20 protein-coding genes are annotated in these 17,977 nt (G+C 33.2%); all 20 read right to left on the minus strand.

The annotated features are described in order from the left end of the window. Window positions 1-92 precede the first annotated feature (92 nt). Entirely contained in the window at window positions 93-866 is a 774-nt protein-coding gene (locus BN4220_RS08085) for a type III pantothenate kinase (RefSeq protein WP_066715366.1), read from the minus strand. 36 nt (window positions 867-902) lie between these two features. Further along, window positions 903-1,253 carry a DUF6145 family protein gene (locus BN4220_RS08090; RefSeq protein ID WP_066715367.1) on the minus strand — a complete coding sequence of 117 codons (351 nt, stop codon included), beginning with the start codon at window positions 1,251-1,253 and terminating at the stop codon, window positions 903-905. 147 nt (window positions 1,254-1,400) lie between these two features. Next, window positions 1,401-2,282 (minus strand): LiaF transmembrane domain-containing protein, encoded by an 882-nt coding sequence (locus BN4220_RS08095; RefSeq protein ID WP_066715368.1) that lies wholly within the window; start codon window positions 2,280-2,282, stop codon window positions 1,401-1,403. Window positions 2,283-2,422: 140 nt separating this feature from the next. Then, window positions 2,423-3,358, minus strand: a complete 936-nt coding sequence (gene argF, locus BN4220_RS08100; protein WP_066715369.1) for an ornithine carbamoyltransferase — start codon at window positions 3,356-3,358, stop codon at window positions 2,423-2,425. Window positions 3,359-3,541: 183 nt separating this feature from the next. Then, window positions 3,542-4,741, minus strand: a complete 1,200-nt coding sequence (locus BN4220_RS08105) for a patatin-like phospholipase family protein (protein WP_066715370.1) — start codon at window positions 4,739-4,741, stop codon at window positions 3,542-3,544. Window positions 4,742-4,963: 222 nt separating this feature from the next. Continuing rightward, the gene (locus BN4220_RS08110) at window positions 4,964-5,890 is read right to left on the minus strand and encodes an SPFH domain-containing protein (protein ID WP_066715371.1); all 927 of its coding nucleotides are present in this window, start codon (window positions 5,888-5,890) and stop codon (window positions 4,964-4,966) included. Between the two features lie 35 nt (window positions 5,891-5,925). Beyond that, window positions 5,926-6,372: an NfeD family protein gene (locus BN4220_RS08115; RefSeq protein ID WP_066715372.1), complete on the minus strand. Its 447-nt coding sequence runs from the start codon at window positions 6,370-6,372 to the stop codon at window positions 5,926-5,928. A gap of 139 nt (window positions 6,373-6,511) precedes the next feature. Beyond that, window positions 6,512-6,796 (minus strand): DUF2325 domain-containing protein, encoded by a 285-nt coding sequence (locus BN4220_RS08120; protein WP_066715373.1) that lies wholly within the window; start codon window positions 6,794-6,796, stop codon window positions 6,512-6,514. Window positions 6,797-6,983: 187 nt separating this feature from the next. Beyond that, window positions 6,984-7,352 (minus strand): metal-dependent transcriptional regulator, encoded by a 369-nt coding sequence (locus BN4220_RS08125; protein WP_066715374.1) that lies wholly within the window; start codon window positions 7,350-7,352, stop codon window positions 6,984-6,986. Between the two features lie 61 nt (window positions 7,353-7,413). Then, on the minus strand, window positions 7,414-7,569 hold the full coding sequence (locus BN4220_RS19780) for a FeoB-associated Cys-rich membrane protein (RefSeq protein WP_082812218.1): 156 nt from the start codon (window positions 7,567-7,569) through the stop codon (window positions 7,414-7,416). Window positions 7,570-7,603: 34 nt separating this feature from the next. After that, entirely contained in the window at window positions 7,604-8,056 is a 453-nt protein-coding gene (locus tag BN4220_RS08130; RefSeq protein WP_066715375.1) for a transcriptional repressor, read from the minus strand. Between the two features lie 83 nt (window positions 8,057-8,139). Continuing rightward, window positions 8,140-10,200, minus strand: a complete 2,061-nt coding sequence (gene feoB / locus BN4220_RS08135) for a ferrous iron transport protein B (RefSeq protein WP_066715376.1) — start codon at window positions 10,198-10,200, stop codon at window positions 8,140-8,142. Between the two features lie 308 nt (window positions 10,201-10,508). Next, the gene (locus BN4220_RS08140) at window positions 10,509-10,727 is read right to left on the minus strand and encodes a FeoA family protein (protein ID WP_066715377.1); all 219 of its coding nucleotides are present in this window, start codon (window positions 10,725-10,727) and stop codon (window positions 10,509-10,511) included. A gap of 11 nt (window positions 10,728-10,738) precedes the next feature. Further along, window positions 10,739-10,951: a FeoA family protein gene (locus tag BN4220_RS08145; RefSeq protein ID WP_066715378.1), complete on the minus strand. Its 213-nt coding sequence runs from the start codon at window positions 10,949-10,951 to the stop codon at window positions 10,739-10,741. A gap of 367 nt (window positions 10,952-11,318) precedes the next feature. Further along, window positions 11,319-12,665, minus strand: coding sequence for a glucose-6-phosphate isomerase (locus BN4220_RS08150; RefSeq protein WP_066715379.1), 1,347 nt, complete (start codon window positions 12,663-12,665; stop codon window positions 11,319-11,321). Between the two features lie 250 nt (window positions 12,666-12,915). Continuing rightward, window positions 12,916-14,283: a hypothetical protein gene (locus BN4220_RS08155; protein ID WP_066715380.1), complete on the minus strand. Its 1,368-nt coding sequence runs from the start codon at window positions 14,281-14,283 to the stop codon at window positions 12,916-12,918. Window positions 14,284-14,438: 155 nt separating this feature from the next. Further along, a complete protein-coding gene (locus BN4220_RS08160) occupies window positions 14,439-15,230 on the minus strand; it encodes a TrmH family RNA methyltransferase (protein ID WP_066715381.1) in 792 nt (263 codons plus the stop codon). 18 nt (window positions 15,231-15,248) lie between these two features. Continuing rightward, window positions 15,249-15,902: a potassium channel family protein gene (locus BN4220_RS08165; protein ID WP_066715382.1), complete on the minus strand. Its 654-nt coding sequence runs from the start codon at window positions 15,900-15,902 to the stop codon at window positions 15,249-15,251. A 107-nt stretch (window positions 15,903-16,009) separates the two neighbouring features. After that, the gene (gene prfA, locus BN4220_RS08170) at window positions 16,010-17,086 is read right to left on the minus strand and encodes a peptide chain release factor 1 (protein ID WP_066715383.1); all 1,077 of its coding nucleotides are present in this window, start codon (window positions 17,084-17,086) and stop codon (window positions 16,010-16,012) included. A gap of 26 nt (window positions 17,087-17,112) precedes the next feature. Further along, window positions 17,113-17,973 (minus strand): peptide chain release factor N(5)-glutamine methyltransferase, encoded by an 861-nt coding sequence (prmC, locus tag BN4220_RS08175; RefSeq protein ID WP_082812219.1) that lies wholly within the window; start codon window positions 17,971-17,973, stop codon window positions 17,113-17,115. Window positions 17,974-17,977 lie beyond the last annotated feature (4 nt).

The raw sequence follows: 17,977 nt of genomic DNA on the forward strand, positions 1-17,977 counted from the left end.
ACCTCCATGAATCAATTCAACTCATAAAATGAATCTCACTTTACTATGAATTGATGAAACCTACGTAGATAAAAATGCTTTTTCTAACACTTTTATTTACCTTTACACTTTAAGTATATTAATCGCAATCCTTTCATCGTTAAATCAGGATCATAAACATCAATGAGTGGTGTTGCATCCGCAATGATCTTACCAAGCCCACCAGTTGCAATTACCTTCATCTGGGAAAGTTTCGCTTCTTCTTTCACTCGTTTGATAATGTACTCTGTTTGTCCGATACAACCAAATACAAGTCCCGCTTGCATACTAGTTATCGTATCTTTTGCTAAGATGGAATCAGGCATTTCTATTTCAACTTCAGGCAACTTCGCGGTGTCTCTCCAGAGCGCATTTGCACTAATTCGAATTCCTGGAGATGTAATTCCAGCTGCAAAAGATGCATCTTCTAAAATTAAATCATAGGTAGTTGCAGTTCCAAAATCAATCACTAAAATAGGTCCACCATACAATTCATATCCTGCAACTGCATCAACAATACGGTCAGCACCGATTTCTTTTGGATTTGCAGTAACAATTTTAATTCCTGTCTTAGTTCCTATCCCTACGATAATTGGTTTCTTATCTAAATACTTCTTAATTCCATTCGTAAATGAATACATAATCCCTGGAACTACGGATGCTATAATAACATCATCGATTTGGTTTTTGTTTATATTTTTGGAATTTAACAAATCACATATTAATAATCCATATTCATCGGAAGTATGACTGATTGTAGTTGTAATACGAAAATTAGCAGTCAATGTCTCACCTTCAAATAAGCCTAATGTTATGTTTGTATTCCCTATATCTATTACTAATAACATATTGTCACCTCTCTCATTCTGGATGATTTTAACTAACTACTCATCAGAAAGTAAATCCGCAATTTCTTCATGCAAAAAGAATACTTTATAATAAACTTCTAGGGTTTCAAATAATTCTTTTTTCTCTTCCTGTAATTGCTTCATTTTTAAAACACTTCCGATTTCATCAAATAAATAGTCTCCTTCTTCACTGGAAACTTTAAAAATCAAATGTCCATCTTCCTCAAATTCAAGAGTTACTATCCCTCCAACATCCTCTGTATATAACACACACATTATTTTTAGCTCATCTTTTATTGTTTGTGGCAATCCATCAAAATTCTCATTTAAATAATATTTTTGTTCGTATGAATTGCATCCACAAAGGACGACATTTTCCTGGTACATCGTATTCCTCCTAAATTTAATTGAAATCGTAATTTAATAACATAACAAAGCATTCTAGCTTTTATTTCATAGTATGAATTTTCCTAAAAGTAAAAAGGGGCTGTTTTTTAAACCGCCCCTGACTTTTGCACTAAAATAGGTGCTATTCTATTTTACATCGATACCGCCTAAAACACAAGTTGCATTAATAAAAATTGTTGGTGTACTCTCATTTGCACCAAGTGGTGTTCTTGTTTTATCATCAACTCCACCTAAAATTGGTGTACAATCGATAGAAACACGAACATAATTTGGTACAAATATATCAATTCCACCTAAAATTGCCTTCGCATCAATCACAACATTTTCGTTGATAATTGCATTTCTTAAATCTAATTCAATTCCACCAAAGATTGTAGATAATGCCGCACCACGAAACTCTTTATTATCAAATCTGATATCTTTTCCAGAAAAAACTGCTGTACACGCACAATATCCTGCTCCAGTATGGTAATTTTGATAGGATTTATTATTATTTCCCGTATTATAATTTCTATTTTGCGTATTGTTCTCGCTTGTAGTATTATTCTCATCATTGGAGTAAGTATACTCAAAGGAAGCATTTGTTGAATCACCATTTGCATCATGATTACTCTTATATTCCTTATATTCACCAGATTGATTAAAATTATGACCATTCTGATGCTCAGTATAATGATTTTGGTATTCTGAAGGATCCTTCTTAAATAAGATACTAATTCCTGCAAGTACCAAGATAACAGCAAAAATCAATGGTCCAAACATTCTCCACGTAATTATATGCTGTGCTGACATCAATAATAAAACACCTATGCATAAACCAACTAAATAAGACATCTTTCCATGTTCATTACTAAATAAACCAATAAAACATGGAATAATAATAAATAAAGTCCACCAACCATCAAAGAATATTGAAAATGTTATTAATCCAAAAGCTCGACTAGCGATGAACAATCCTAAAACAATTAATATAATTCCCCAAATAAATCCATTAGAATTTCGTTTCATTATATCTCACTCCTTTTAATTCAATTTCTATTCTACATTCAATTACTAATTTTATAATAACCTCTACAACGTAGAATATCAAATTAAAGTTTGATTAGAGATATCTAATGAAATAAAAATGAATTAGGGTGTACATTTAACTAATTACCTAAGGTTGCAACCATAACTGCTTTTATCGTATGCATACGATTTTCAGCCTCATCAAAAATAACATCTGCATACTTTTCAAATGTTTCTTCTGTCACTTCATTTCCCTTTACTGCAGGTAAACAATGCAATAAAATTGTAGAATCTTTTCCGGTCTTTTTCATAAGATTGTCATTCACCTGATATGGACGAAGAAGTTCGATTCGAGTAGCTGCCTGATCTTCTTCTCCCATTGAGCACCAAACATCCGTGTAAACAACGTCTGCATCCTTAATTGCATCTATATTTTCTGAAATTTCAATAACACTTCCAGACTCTTTTGCATATTCTTTGCAAGTTTCTACTAACTCTTCTTCTGGCCATAAACTCTTTGGAGCTAGTATTGTAAAATGAATTCCAACCTTAGTAGCGCCTATCATCAAGCTATTTGCCATATTATTTCTACCATCACCGACAAATGCTAATTTAAGCCCCTTTAACTCACCAAATTGTTCTTTCATTGTTAAAAAGTCTGCTAATATCTGCGTTGGATGATCACTATCTGTTAAACCATTCCATACTGGAACACCACTATATTTTGCTAACTTTTCTACCGTTTCTTGTGCAAAGCCACGGTACTCTATACCATCAAACATTCTTCCAAGAACTCTAGCGGTATCCTCAATACTCTCCTTGTGCCCTAATTGGATATCATTTTTCCCTAAGTACTCTGGATGAGCTCCTTCATCAATACATCCAACGGTAAATGCGCAGCGAGTACGTGTTGATGGTTTTTCAAAAATCAAAGCAATATTTTTACCTTGTAAACTCTTACCTGTAATGCCTTGTTTTTTCTTAGCCTTTAACTCTGCTGCCAAGTCGATGAAATACATAATTTCGTCTGCTGTAAAATCCTTTAGTGTTAGAAATGAACGTCCTTTTAAATTCATGTTGCATCCCCCTTATATTAATTTTATTGTAATATTATTCACGTTTATGTTTATTTATACATTATACCCCTATCATTATTTTTGTCAATATAAATATTATCCATAAAATACAAAATGGCAGAATACTTATATTTAAGAAGATGATTCACGCTTCTTAAACTTATAAGATTCTGCCATTAATTTTTATTCATTTGGTGTGATAATTAAGTTCATAACCAAATCTATAAATAACGGTAACATAAAATTAGGGTCTTTTTTCTTAAGTATTTTATATCTTTCGCGTATTTTACAAATCAATTCTTCTACAGTATAAACATTATATTTTGGGACCCGAACCGCTTTCGCACAAATTTCTAACATGGCTAGGTAAAGTTCTTCATATCCCCAATTCTTAGAAAGTTTTAGTTCCTCTGCAATTAATGGAAGTACTTTCTCAAGTATATTTCTTAAATAAGTAGACGGATCACTATATTCTAAATCATAATATTCTAAAAATGCCACTTGCGCAAATTCATCACTATGCATCAAACGATTGACGCATTCTTCCTCACTTAAGTTGCTATCGATATAATAAATATACCCTTTTAATGAACGGAAACAACGTAATCCATCGTAATATCCGATTTTCATATTACGTTTACTCTTCTTACTATCAAAATCAAGAAGATTACCAAGATCCACCCTTGGTGCAATCTGAATCACTACTACATCTTCTGGAATCTTTATACGTTTTTCAATACCAATTCCATAGATTCGAACTACAATGATATCTTTATAACCATGCTTAATTAAACGGTCCACGGGTACATTATTTACAATTCCACCATCTACGTACTTTTTCCCATGAAGTTTTTCGTTTTTAAATGCCGGAAAGTATGCACTTGCCAATAGATAATCTTTTAAATATTCGCTATTATCTGCATTTGCTGGGATTTCTAGCTCCTTAAAACCACTCATTGAAAACGTACCCAATAAAAATTCTATTGGGGAATTTATAATCTTTTCTTCATCCACACATTCATCAATTAATTTTTTTAACGGATCAATATGAAATCCTCCATCCGTTAAAAATTTTGCTACGGTTTTTGATAATAGCTTTAAATCTAATTGCTTTAGATTTAGATTTATCAAATGATTCATCTGCTCGTCATCCACTTCCATAACCTGTGAGTATGATATATTTTCCCAAATTGACTCTGCCTTCTTTAGATCTCCCATACACATGAGTGCTCCATTTAATGCCCCAACTGAAACACCTGAGATACCTTTTATTTTGACACCACATTCTTGCATAGCGCGCCAAACGCCTATTTGATAAGCACCTTTGGCTCCTCCACCTTCTAATACAACACCATACTCCTTGCTAAAATCAAATTTGGACATATTATCTTATCCCTCACTTTCTTCTTTCGTTACATTAAGATGATGAGTTGTTTAAAATATATTATATTTTACTTTATTTGTAATCAAATTGCAAGAATAAAGGGCTGTCGCTATGATTATTTGTATGATATATTGACACAATAATATGTTCTTAAACTTATAAAAACATATAGTGACTCTATATAAACAATTTTTAGCAACAGCCCTTTTTATTATGTATATTTAATTTTCTTTTGCAACTTCAGTAATACCTTTTACTAATCCTGCAAGTCCTTGGATTTCTGATGGAATAATAATCTTAGTAGCTTTACCATCCGCAGCTTTTGCAAATGCTTCTAAACTCTTTAATTGAAGAACTGCGTTACCTGGTGCCGATTCATTTAACATAACAATTCCATCTGCATTTGCTCTTTGAACAGCAATGATTGCTGATGCTTGGCCTTCTGCTTCACGAATCATTGCTTCTTTCGCAGCTTCTGCTCTTAGTATAGCAGCTTCTTTTGCAGCTTCTGCTTCTAAAATAATCGACTCTTTGTTACCTTCTGCAACTAAAATCGTAGCCTTTTTCTCTCCTTCTGCTCTAAGGATTGCCTCTCGTCTTTCACGTTCTGCTTTCATTTGTTTTTCCATCGCATCTTGAATTGCAGATGGAGGTATAATATTTTTTAATTCAACACGATTTACTTTTATACCCCAAGGGTCCGTTGCAACATCAAGGGAAACCCTCATTTTAGTATTAATAATCTCTCTAGAAGTAAGTGTTTCATCAAGCTCTAAATCACCAATGATATTTCTTAATGTAGTAGCTGTTAGATTTTCAATGGCCATAATCGGTCTTTCTACTCCATAAGCATATAACTTTGGATCTGTAATCTGATAAAATACAACAGTATCAATTTTCATTGTTACGTTATCTTTTGTAATTACAGGTTGAGGTGCAAAATCAACTACTTGTTCCTTTAAAACAACCTTTCTAGCCACCTTATCAATAATAGGTACTTTAAAGTGTATTCCCACTCCCCATGTAGCCTGATACCCACCAAGTCGTTCAATAACAAATGCATTTGCTTGTGGAACAATCTTAATACATGAAGCGATTAAAACCAATAATAATAGTACTAAAACCGTTATAAGAAATCCTGATCCCATCCTTCTTCCTCCCTATCTTTTCATCACATAACTAACTATATGGCTACTTGTTCTCCAAGTGGTTCAACAATTAATTTAACTCCAGAAACTTCTTTAATAATAACTTTAGTTCCAGGTTTAATGATGTTATTATCATTTGCTGCCCTAGCAGTCCATTCAACACCAGCTACAATGACTCCCCCTGTTGAATTAAAATTATTTATTGTCTCAGTAACCTTAGCAACACGTCCAATCACACTCTCATAATTTGTCTTAATTCGTTTTGTGTTAAAGAACTTTACTGCTACTGGTCTTGTAAATATTAGCATTAATAATGATATCCCTAAAAATATAATTACCTCTAAGAATACACTTCCCTGTACTAAAGAAAGCAAAAATGCTACCAGGGCTCCTGCGGCAAACCATATCGTAGTTAATCCTAGCGTAGCAATTTCAATAACAATTAATACTGCAAGTATTACAAGCCATGCTATGGAAGTCATACGATCTGTCCTCCTTTCATCTCCTTTCCCACATCATACTTGATTTAGCAAAAAATTACAAGCTGATTCTATTAATACCATGTTATGCAACAGATGGATGGTTATGCAACTTATTGATGGTTATGCAATTGATTGATAGTTATGCAACTGTATAGTCCTTTAAAATACTTTTTAACGCGTTTGCACTACTACTATGAGATCTTTCAACAACTATCTGGTGTTTGTTTGCTTCATTCAATGCACAATGCACCATTTTATGGGCAACGGTTGAAGTAAATAAAATAATTAAGTCAGGTTTACCTATTTGATTCTTTAAATCACTTTTCATTTTTGTAAATATTTTTACTTTACATTTGTGCTGTTTACATATTTCTTTATATTGACATTCCATTCTTTCATTACCGCCAATGATTACGATACTCATAATAGCCTCCCTTGGTTAGTCTATGCTAACTCTTTTTTAGAAAAAAAACAAATATAATCATGGTTTTACCAATTACATATTTGTTTTATTCCATAAGTTTTCATATTTTATTTATTTGAATATATAATTTATACGAATTTATTTAAACGAATAAATACTCTATATTATATTCCAATTTATGCATGATTTATTCTTTATGTTCCTCAAGATATTGTTTTATTCCAAGAAATACTTCTTCACTCATAATATGCTCTATTCTACAAGCATCTTTTTCTGCAATCTCTGGTGTTACCTTTGTTGTTTTCATAAGGAACTCTGTAATACTTCTATGTCTTTCATAGATTTGATTAGCTACTTCTAATCCTAATTCTGTTAATGTGATTTCACTGTTAGCCGCTATATTTATATGGCCCGATTCTTTTAATAATCCCATGGCACGACTAACGCTTGGCTTACTAAATTCTAATTCTCTTGCTATATCAATAGAGCGTACCGCTCCATTTTTCTTACTTAATAATAAAATTGTTTCTAAATAATTTTCCCCAGACTCATACATGTTTCTTCACTCCTTTATATAGCTTAAGTCCATCATATATGATTCCACAGGAATCGTCCAGCTATTTTTTTTCCTCAACGCTGTGACATTGTGATGAACATCCTTTACACCCACATCCGCAACTTCCACTTTCACCTTTTTTCATGCGCCAAATACCTCTACCTGCAACAAATCCTACAAATCCAATACATAAAACTGCAATTACGATGTCTATCATAAAAACTCCCTTCCGGTTTTTAATAACCTAGAACTTACTGCTTATTTCCTACATGAAAAACTACAGATACTGGTTCATTATTAATATATCCATGTTCCTTTAACTTCGCACGAATCTCTTCTAACCATTGTTCATCTTTAATGGCAATGGAAACTTCATCTTTGTGCAAAATCATTCGTTCATTAAGTGTTTCATCAAACTTCTCACTAGTAACTTGATATTGATTTTTACGATCGATCGCTCCTATTTCTTCAAGTTTTTTAATCATTCGATACACAGTCGCAATACCGATAGAATCGTCTTTATGAACTGCTTGGTAATATATTTCCTTACAACAAGAACATTCATTATTTAAAATAATATCAAGAATTATTTTTCGTTGCTGGGTAATACGGCAACCACTATTACGAAGTTCTTCGATTACTAGCTCTCTTTTTTTATGATGACTTGTAAAAGGTTGGTTTAATAAAATATCATTTGCTCTCATACTTCACCTTCTAACTATGGTAAAGGGAAAGCATTCCCTTTACCAAGAAATAACTACTTAGTTTCAGATTTAATATCCTACAGTTAGAATATCAAATTTCCTACTACATTAATTAATAAAGCAACAATATAAGCAACTAGCATTTGGAATCCAATTGCCCTTAATGTCCACTTTGTGCTTCCCATCTCTTTACGTAATGCACCAACTGCTGCAAAACAAGGCATACATAATAAGTTAAATGCCATATACGCATATGCTGTTACTTGTGTGAATACCATTTCTAAACCTGGAATTGCTGCGCTACCTTCAGCTGCTGCATCCGCAATACCATCCGCTGCATTAAATAATACGCCAAATGTTGAAACGATGTTTTCTTTTGCAATAAATCCTGTTAGTGTACCAACAACTGGTCTCCAGTCATTACCAAATCCTAAAGGAATAAAAATAAACTTAAGTGCTTGACCAATCTTAGCAATAATACTTAAATTCATTTCATCTTCACTTAAATAACGTAAACCGAATGTAAATCTTGATAAGAACCAAATTAAAACAGTAGATGCTAAGATAATTGTACCTGCCTTAATTGCAAAGCCCTTAACCTTTTCAAAGCCATGAATTAAAACACTCTTAAGGGTTGGAATACGATATTGAGGTAGTTCCATGATGAAGTTACTTACTTCACCTTTAAACATAGTCTTACTTAATATAATTCCAGAGATAATCGCTACTGCCATACCAAGGAAATATACAGAATAAACTAATAAGGTTTGATTGCTACTTGGGAATAAGGTAGCTGCAAACATTAAATAAATTGGTAATTTTGCACCGCAAGACATAAATGGTGTCATCATCATTGTTAATCTACGGTCTTTATCATTCTCTAATGTTCTACTTGCCATCAATGCAGGAACAGAACAGCCAAATCCCATTAATAATGGAATAAATGATTTTCCTGATAAACCAAACTTACGGAACAAACGATCCATTACAAAGGCAACTCTTGCCATATATCCGCTGTCTTCTAAGAAAGACATTAGTAAGAATAGAATTAAAATTTGAGGTAAGAAAGAGATAACTCCACCTAAACCAGCAAGTATTCCATCACCAACTAAGGATAGTGCCCAAGGAGAAGCACCTGCGCTTTCAATTGCTCCCATAATGAAATCAGTTAGTGGGCCATCCCAAAAGTCCACAACTATTGTTTGTAACCAAACACCGATACCTGGTAATACACCAAAGATCGTTTCACTAAAGGTAATTGAGAACATCAAATACATGATACCAGCAAAAATAGGCAATGCTAAAATACGATTCGTTAATACCTTATCAATTTTATCTGACTTTGTAAGTGTATGTCCCTTGCTCTTCTTTTTCACTGTTTTCTTTACAAGTTCTCCGATGAATCGATATCGTAAATCAGCAATTTTGGCTTCCACATCTCCATCCGCTGCATTATCAGCTTTTTCCACAATTTTGCTTACTTTAGCTTTCACATCTTCTGGAAGACTGTTTGTAACAATTTCATCTCCCTCAACAAGTTTAAGAGCTTTCCATTCTGCTACGGCTTCTGTATCTTTATCAAGTAGTAACTTTATTTGATCTTTTGCCTGTATAATATTATCATCATAAATGTCTAACTGCTTAAGTTCATAGTTTTGTTTCCCCACACGTATGGCTGCATCCATAAGTTCATGAATTCCTTTGCCGCTTCTTGCTACAATCGGAACCACTGGAATTCCTAGCTCTTTGCTTATTTTGTTGCAGTCAATAACATCACCTTTCGCCTCAACTTCATCCATCATATTCATTGCAATAACCATGGGAATTCTTGTTTCCATGATCTGCAATGTTAAATACAAGTTTCTTTCAATACTCGTTCCATCAACAATGTTTATTACAACGTCTGGACTTTCTTTCACAATGTAATCTCTTGCAATAATCTCTTCTTGAGAATATGGCGATAATGAATAAGTTCCTGGAAGGTCAATAACGCTTACTTCTTTATCGCGTTTATAAATTCCCTCCTTCTTGTCAACTGTAACACCTGGCCAGTTTCCAACATGTTGTTTTGAACCAGTGATACTATTAAAAAGTGTTGTTTTTCCGCAGTTTGGATTACCTGCTAGAGCAATTTTAATACCCATGATTTCCTCCCGTAGTTAGTTTTGGCTAACTTTTTAATAAAATATATGGCTATGCTGTTCACATACCCATGAAAGCAATTGTTTAGTAAACAATTGTTTTTTCCTTATCCAATTGTATTTGTTTAAGCATGGTTATCTATTTTAAATTTAAGCTTAAGCAACTCTATTTGTTAAAAATTTAATTTATCAAGACAAATTATTTCTTAATGAAGGTTATTCATTAAACCAGATTGATTTGTTAACAAATATTTATTGTTAACAAAGCTTATCTGCAAAACAAGACTGATTTGCTATACCAGATTGATTTGTTAAACAAGATTTATCTGTTTTGCTTCCTCTTTTCTTAGGCTTAATTCGTAACCACGAATATTCACTTCAATCGGATCACCGAGTGGAGCGATCTTAACTACTTTAATTGCAGTTCCTGGTGTAACCCCCATATCCATGATTCTTCTTTTTAAAGCTCCCTTACAACCAATCGTAGCAACTTTTCCTTCTTCTCCTGGCTTTAGATCGAATAATGTCATCTTGGCGTCTCCTATTCTACAACAATTTTTGAGGCAAGCCCCTTATTGATTGCAACTCTTGTACCTTTTACCAATAAAATAAGACCACTCTCATTTTCTGCTAGTACTTTCACCTGTTCTCCTTTAACAAAACCGATATCAGTGAGATGACGTTTCACATCCTCTTTACCACGAAAATCGAGTATTGTTTTCACTTCTCCTAGGTCTACTAAAGATAGTGGCATAGCTCTTACCTCCTATTTGATATTGATTATCATTAACTTCCTACATCATATAATATTTCTCATATTTTGTCAATAATGTTTTTGATAATTATTTTCATTTAATATTGAATAAAATTTAATTTAACTATCTTTAAACATCATTTTTTATTATTACAATCGTAAAATGTACTCGCGAGCAAATACTGATATACCACACCTTTGGTTCCGCGCGAGCAGCTATACATCATTTTCCCGCAGGGCTTTTATATCATAGGAAATGTAGAGCAATTTCTTATGATATAAAAAAAGTGCCAACACACAACCATATACTTTGGTCTATGCTTTGACACTTTTAAAACAGTCTATTTGTTAGACAATATATTTCAAATTATAAACGTTTTAACAATTCTTTACTAAGTTCTTCGAAACCAGGCTTACCAAGAAGAGCAAACATGTTTTTCTTATAGCTTTCAACACCCGGCTGATCAAATGGATTCACACCAAGCATATAACCACTTACACCACATGCAAATTCAAAGAAATAGAATAATTCACCTAGGCTAAATTCATTTTGCTCAGGAATATTAACAATAAGATTTGGTACATTACCATCGGTATGTGCAAGTAAGGTACCCTTCATCGCATTTTTATTAATAAAATCTACAGTTCTTCCAGCAAGATAATTCAAGCCATCTAGATCAACTTCTTCTTCCTCTAAGACGATTTCGCAACTTGACTTTTCTAAATTTAAAACAGTCTCAAACATAGTTCTTTGACCATCCTGAATAAACTGTCCCATAGAATGTAAGTCTGTGGTTAAATCAACTGCTGCTGGAAAAATTCCTCTTTGATCTTTTCCTTCACTCTCTCCATATAATTGCTTCCACCATTCACCAACATAATGTAGAGAAGGTTCATAATTTGCTAGAATTTCAATACTTTTTCCTTTTCTTAATAAAATATTACGTACCGCTGCATATAAAACAGCATCATTGTTTGCGAAGCTATTATTTAAGCAACGCTCTCTCATGCTTTTTGCACCTTCCATTAATTGATCAATGTCAGCGCCGCTTACAGCGATTGGTAGTAATCCTACTGCTGTAAGAACAGAAAAACGGCCTCCAACATCATCTGGTACGATAAAACTTTCATACCCTTCTTCTGTTGCTAATTTTTTAAGAGCTCCTCTGGCCTTATCTGTTGTTGCATAAATTCTCTTAGCAGCTTCTTCTTTACCATATTTATTGATTAATAACTTTTTAAATACACGAAAAGCAATTGCTGGTTCTGTTGTTGTCCCTGATTTACTTATGATATTAATAGAAAAATCACGTTCACCAATTGCTTCGATTAAATGAGTGATATAAGTACTGCTGATATTATTTCCAACATAATAGATTTCAGGTGTCTTTCTTATTTCTTTAGAAACTGAATTGTAAAAACTATGTCTTAAAAACTCAATTGCAGCTCTAGCACCAAGATAAGAACCTCCTATACCAATTACAAGTAATACTTCCGAATCTTCCTTAATTTTTTCTGCCGCTTTTTTAATTCTTGTGAATTCTTCTTTGTCATAATTAACAGGTAAGTCTATCCACCCTAAATAATCGTTCCCTGCACCTTCTTTGGACAATAATTCTGATTTAGCAGCCTCTGCTATCTTTTCAATATTGTTTATTTCTTCATCTCGAATAAACTGTTTTGCAACTGAATAATCAAACGATACTTTTGCCATGAGAAAACACTCCTTTTTAAGCACATTTTTTTACTTTATTAATATGTAGACCGAACACTTATTTTATTGTAACTCTGTTTCATTCTATCAAAGCCTGTAAGATATTTCAATATTTTCGTTGCGTTTCGTAAAATAATCTATATCTGCTTATTTAAGTGCTAAAAAAAGACTTTTACTATGTATCTCAATCACATTTAGTAAAAGTCTTTCTCTTCAATTATAGTAATTTTCTTAGAACTATTAATGAATTCTATGCCAAAAATTCTCTAAGAACTTCTTCAATAAGCTTGTCCTCTTCCGACTTACGTTCATTTGGATTTTTAGCAGTTTTATCCAAATCCTTCAAGTCATCAGCATTCATATTAACAGTTTCAGTAACCTTAGTTTCCTGTAAGGATTCATTGCTTTTCGCAAGTTTTTCTTCCTCTTGTTTTTTAAGGGCTTCCTCTGCTTTTCTTTGCTCCATTTCTTTTCTTTCTAACTCTTTTTCTTCTTTTAAACGCATTTTAAGTTGATAAGCTTTTTGCTGAGATAACTCTTTTTCCTGCTTTGAACGTATCTTCTCTTCTTTTTCTTGTGAAAGCTTATCTTCTTTCGCTTTCTTTTCATCGATACGAGCTTGTTTTAAACGTGCTTTTTCATTAATGCGTTCTTGCTTTTCTTTTTCGATTGCTTCTCTTTTAGAAAGTTTCATCTGTAAAACCGATTCTTTTTTAGCTACTTTTTTAGCTAAGCTATCATCTTTTTTTGAACGTCTGCTTATCATTTTTTCAGATTTTCTAATAAGTTTTGCTGATTCCCTGGCTTCTTTTCTAGCAAACTTTTCAGCTTTTTTTGCCTCTTTTTTAACAAGTTTCGCTGTCTTTTTCTCCTGACGTTTTGAAACCTTATTATTCAAAGTTTCATTGATTTTACCATCATTTTGTATTGGCTCTTTTTCTGACACCATAGAAGATGAATTTATTACTTTAATATTAGGTGCGCGAAGCTCTGGCTTTATAATATTAGCTTCTTTTGTACTAGCCATTTCTAATTTACTTTCAGACACTGGATTAAAATATTCTCTTCTGTATTGGTTTAATTCTTCTGGATAAAAATGCTCTCTCTCTAACCGTACTTTTAAATAATTTTCAAAATAATCTTTTAAGTTTAAAAACAAAATATTTTTATGAGCAGATATATTCACAAGGTTATCCACAATAATAACAAGAATACTTGCAACTGCTCCCATAAAAAAAGTGAATAAAACGATATCTTTTCCACAGTCATAAACGATGCCTAAAATGCCTGCGCAGGAAGCGGTTAGCAGACACAGCGTTATCATTTGTCCACTAATATTTTCCCACGTGGATAACAATAATCCACAAAATTTGCGTTTACTAACATACTTATCCACAAAAACATCCACATTATTCACACCTATCTTTAACTGATAGCATGTTTCAAACTTCATCTTCATCTGCTTCATCCAGCGTTTTTTACTAGCGCTAACGGAATCCGAAGCTTTGATGAAAGAACGATATCCCAGAAATAAACATAGTTTAATTAGAATACCTATTGCACATAATCCCCCCATGACATACAAAAACACATATGTATCAAACAATTTCTGTATCATCCTAGTCGCTCCTTTTCCAATAATTTACATTCATTATAAATGATTGTCCCAATTTTGAAAAGAAAAAACGAACGTCTTAGATTGACAAAAATCGCAACATACGCTTTGTAATCAAGGATTTTCATACTTCATGGTAGACTCTATCTCTAAAAAATTTATACTATTCTTTTCTGACGATACACTTCGTACATAAGGATGGCTGCAGCAACACCTGCATTTAGCGATTCAACATTACCTTCCATCGGAATTTTAATACAGCGACTAGCTATTGCGGCACTCTCATCGCTTAACCCATTGGCTTCATTTCCAATTAAGATTGCTGTCTTTTTTTCGTAAGAAATAGCATCATAATCACATGCTCCCTCTAAATGTGCCGCATATATACTTACCTGCTTCTTTTTTAAATCAGCTAATGTATCCAAAAAATTCTCTGAATATATAAATGGTACACGGTAAATAGCCCCCATCGTAGACCTGATTACTTTAGGATTAAACATATCAACAGAACCCTTACTAAGAATAATCCCACTAAAGCCAGCTCCTTCTGCAGTTCTTACCATAGTTCCTAAGTTACCTGGATCTCTGATATCTTCTAGTAATAGTAATCTAGCTTCCTCATCTTTTATCATATCTAGAAGAGTGTATTCTGGTTGCTTCACAATGGCGAGTATTCCTTGTGGTGTCATAGTCTCAGAGATTTCACGAAATACTTGATCCGATACAACTTCATAGGGTACATCCTCAAAATGATTTCCTATTTGATTTTGTTCTTCGAAGTAACTTTCTGAAAGATACGCTTTTATGATTCTTCCATCTTTAAAAGCCCTTGCCTCTTCGAACATTTTAATTCCTTCACAAACAAATACACCTTGTTCTTTTCTCTCACGACCTTTTTTTTGTAACTGTATAATATTTTTTATTTGAGCATTTGATAGACTACTAATCATGTCTTTGGTACCTTTCCTTTACTGACTCGTTAATTTATTAAGCATTTCGTTTTGGCCAATAATCACAAGTACATCATCTTTTTCTAGTGGATCTTCTGCCTCTGGATTTATATCTATTTTATCATGTCTTTTTATTGCTATTACATTTATTTTTTTCTTAGCTCGCAAATTCAACTCTCGCAAACTATGCCCAATCCATTCTTCTGGGATATCTAATTCCATCATACTATGAGTGGTCGAAAGCTCAACGGCATCAAAAAAGTTGCCCATAATCAAATTATTTGCAATACGTATTCCCGTTTCTTTCTCTGGAAATACCACCATATCAGCACCAACTTTTTTAAGAACTTTTGCATGGATATCATTTTGTGCCTTGGCTAATACATAAGGAATTCCCATTTCCTTTGCAAGAATTGTTACTAAAGCGCTTGCTTCTAAATTTTCACCGATTGCAATAATCGCACCATCAAAATTACGAATACCTAGTGTAGCTAAGGAATCTGCATCTGTTACGTCCATTTTAACAGCATAAGTTACCTTATCAGCTACTGCATTTACTTTATCCTCATCATTATCCACTGCTAGCACTTGACACCCACTATCGGAAAGTGTTTCGGCTACGCTTAATCCAAATCTTCCTAAACCAAATACTACAAATTCTTTTTTAGCCATATGTTAACGAACCTCCTTAATATGATTTTAAATAAAAATTGATTGCTAGAAATAGCAATAGGGTTCCTGGTAATTATTTACCCAAGAACCCAAATGCATACGAAAGATTATGCACTTTCGTTCATATTCGCTAACTTAGCAGCTTGATCTGCTGCTGTTAAACTATCAATTATTTCAGTAAGGTCACCATTCATAATATCATCTAGACGGTGGCTAGTTAATTTAATTCTATGATCTGTACAACGACCTTGAGGGAAGTTATAAGTGCGGATTTTTTCTGAACGATCTCCTGTACCTACCTGGCTCTTTCTTGCTGCCGCTTCTGCATCATGTGCTTTTTGAAGTTCTAATTCATATAATCTAGAACGAAGAACTTTTAATGCTTTATCTCTATTCTTAAGCTGGGATTTTTCATCTTGACATGAAATAACGATTCCAGTAGGAATATGAGTTAAACGAACTGCGGAGTCTGTCGTATTAACGCACTGACCACCATTACCTGAAGAACGGAAAACATCGAATTTACAGTCGTTCATATCAATATAAACATCTACTTCTTCTGCTTCTGGCATAATCGCTACGGTTACAGTAGAAGTATGTATTCTACCACCAGATTCAGTTACTGGAATACGTTGAACACGATGAACTCCACTTTCATATTTAAGTTTTGAGTATGCACCCTGACCATTAATCATAAAAATAACTTCTTTACAGCCACCAATTCCGTTTTCATTCACGTTCATTGTATCGATTTTCCAACGCATTGTTTCTGCATATTTTGTATACATACGGAATAATTCAGCAGCAAAAAGAGCAGCTTCATCACCACCTGCACCAGCTCTGATTTCCACAATAACGTTCTTTTCATCATTTGGATCTTTTGGTAATAGTAAAATTGTTAATTCTTTTTCGATTACTTCAAGATTAGCTTTGCTAGTAGAAAGCTCTTCTTTAGCAAGTTCTCTTAACTCAGCATCACTTTCTTCCTCAAGCATAAGTAAGCTATCTTCAATATTCTTCTTAGTATCTTTATATTCAATATACTTATCTACAATTTCACTTAAATCATTTTGTTCTTTCATTAATTTACGAAATCTTACTTGGTCATTAATGACAGTTGGCTCACTTAATTCGTTTTGAATTTCTTGATAACGAATCAGTAAATCTTCTAACTTATCAAACATCTCTATTCCTCCATAACCCGTTGGTATTAGATACCATTAGCATTTAATCTTGCAATAATAATACGATCAAGTCCAGCATAGTCTTTTAGTAATTTTATATTAGTGAAGTTACGTTCACTTAATAATTGTTTTACATCTTCTCCTTGATTGTATCCAATTTCTAAAAATAAATATCCACCCTCATTTAAATAGTTCCCAGCTTCATTTGCAATAATACGATAAAACTTCAAACCATCCTCATCACCATCTAATGCCATATAAGGTTCGTATTCTTTCACCTCTTGCATTAAATCTTTTATATCTTCTGTCTTAATATATGGTGGATTTGATACAATAATATCAAATTTAGTATTGATATTATTATTATTTTTTATGTCTTTAAACATATCACTTTGGATAAAGGTAATATTCGCATTGTGAAGTGTTGCATTCTTGCTTGCAACCGCTAATGCCTCATTCGATAAATCTACAGCATAAGCCTCTTTTACATTTCCTAATGTAGCAAGACTTATGATGATACATCCAGATCCTGTGCACATGTCTAGTACTGTTCTTCCGTTGCAAACTTTAAGTACTTCCTCGACTAAAAGTTCGGTCTCCTGCCTTGGAATTAAAACATGTTCATTCACACAAAAAGAAAGACCCATAAACTCAGTTGTCCCTATAAGATGCTGTAAGGGAACGTGGGCTGCACGTTTCGCAGTCAGTTCCCTAAGCTTTTGATACTCCTGATCTGACATATCTTCATTTCCGCGTAGTAAGAAATCCACACGTGAAAATCCGGTAATATACTCTAATAAATACCATGCATCTATCTTTGCATCCATGATATCTTCTTGTTCCAAATAAGTGATAGCTTCTTTTAATGCATTGTTATAAGATATCATCATC

It is taken from the genome of Clostridium sp. Marseille-P299, assembly GCF_900078195.1.
Taxonomy (GTDB): Bacteria; Bacillota; Clostridia; order Lachnospirales; family Lachnospiraceae; genus Lachnoclostridium.

Excerpts from the sequence above, each read along its gene's own strand:
- BN4220_RS08085 (WP_066715366.1), bottom strand. The coding sequence starts at position 866 with ATGTTATTAGTAATAGATATAGGGAATACAAACATAACATTAGGCTTA.
- BN4220_RS08090 (WP_066715367.1), bottom strand. The coding sequence starts at position 1,253 with ATGTACCAGGAAAATGTCGTCCTTTGTGGATGCAATTCATACGAACAA.
- BN4220_RS08095 (WP_066715368.1), bottom strand. The coding sequence starts at position 2,282 with ATGAAACGAAATTCTAATGGATTTATTTGGGGAATTATATTAATTGTT.
- argF (WP_066715369.1), bottom strand. The coding sequence starts at position 3,358 with ATGAATTTAAAAGGACGTTCATTTCTAACACTAAAGGATTTTACAGCA.
- BN4220_RS08105 (WP_066715370.1), bottom strand. The coding sequence starts at position 4,741 with ATGTCCAAATTTGATTTTAGCAAGGAGTATGGTGTTGTATTAGAAGGT.
- BN4220_RS08110 (WP_066715371.1), bottom strand. The coding sequence starts at position 5,890 with ATGGGATCAGGATTTCTTATAACGGTTTTAGTACTATTATTATTGGTT.
- BN4220_RS08115 (WP_066715372.1), bottom strand. The coding sequence starts at position 6,372 with ATGACTTCCATAGCATGGCTTGTAATACTTGCAGTATTAATTGTTATT.
- BN4220_RS08120 (WP_066715373.1), bottom strand. The coding sequence starts at position 6,796 with ATGAGTATCGTAATCATTGGCGGTAATGAAAGAATGGAATGTCAATAT.
- BN4220_RS08125 (WP_066715374.1), bottom strand. The coding sequence starts at position 7,352 with ATGTATGAGTCTGGGGAAAATTATTTAGAAACAATTTTATTATTAAGT.
- BN4220_RS19780 (WP_082812218.1), bottom strand. The coding sequence starts at position 7,569 with ATGATAGACATCGTAATTGCAGTTTTATGTATTGGATTTGTAGGATTT.
- BN4220_RS08130 (WP_066715375.1), bottom strand. The coding sequence starts at position 8,056 with ATGAGAGCAAATGATATTTTATTAAACCAACCTTTTACAAGTCATCAT.
- feoB (WP_066715376.1), bottom strand. The coding sequence starts at position 10,200 with ATGGGTATTAAAATTGCTCTAGCAGGTAATCCAAACTGCGGAAAAACA.
- BN4220_RS08140 (WP_066715377.1), bottom strand. The coding sequence starts at position 10,727 with ATGACATTATTCGATCTAAAGCCAGGAGAAGAAGGAAAAGTTGCTACG.
- BN4220_RS08145 (WP_066715378.1), bottom strand. The coding sequence starts at position 10,951 with ATGCCACTATCTTTAGTAGACCTAGGAGAAGTGAAAACAATACTCGAT.
- BN4220_RS08150 (WP_066715379.1), bottom strand. The coding sequence starts at position 12,665 with ATGGCAAAAGTATCGTTTGATTATTCAGTTGCAAAACAGTTTATTCGA.
- BN4220_RS08155 (WP_066715380.1), bottom strand. The coding sequence starts at position 14,283 with ATGATACAGAAATTGTTTGATACATATGTGTTTTTGTATGTCATGGGG.
- BN4220_RS08160 (WP_066715381.1), bottom strand. The coding sequence starts at position 15,230 with ATGATTAGTAGTCTATCAAATGCTCAAATAAAAAATATTATACAGTTA.
- BN4220_RS08165 (WP_066715382.1), bottom strand. The coding sequence starts at position 15,902 with ATGGCTAAAAAAGAATTTGTAGTATTTGGTTTAGGAAGATTTGGATTA.
- prfA (WP_066715383.1), bottom strand. The coding sequence starts at position 17,086 with ATGTTTGATAAGTTAGAAGATTTACTGATTCGTTATCAAGAAATTCAA.
- prmC (WP_082812219.1), bottom strand. The coding sequence starts at position 17,973 with ATGATATCTTATAACAATGCATTAAAAGAAGCTATCACTTATTTGGAA.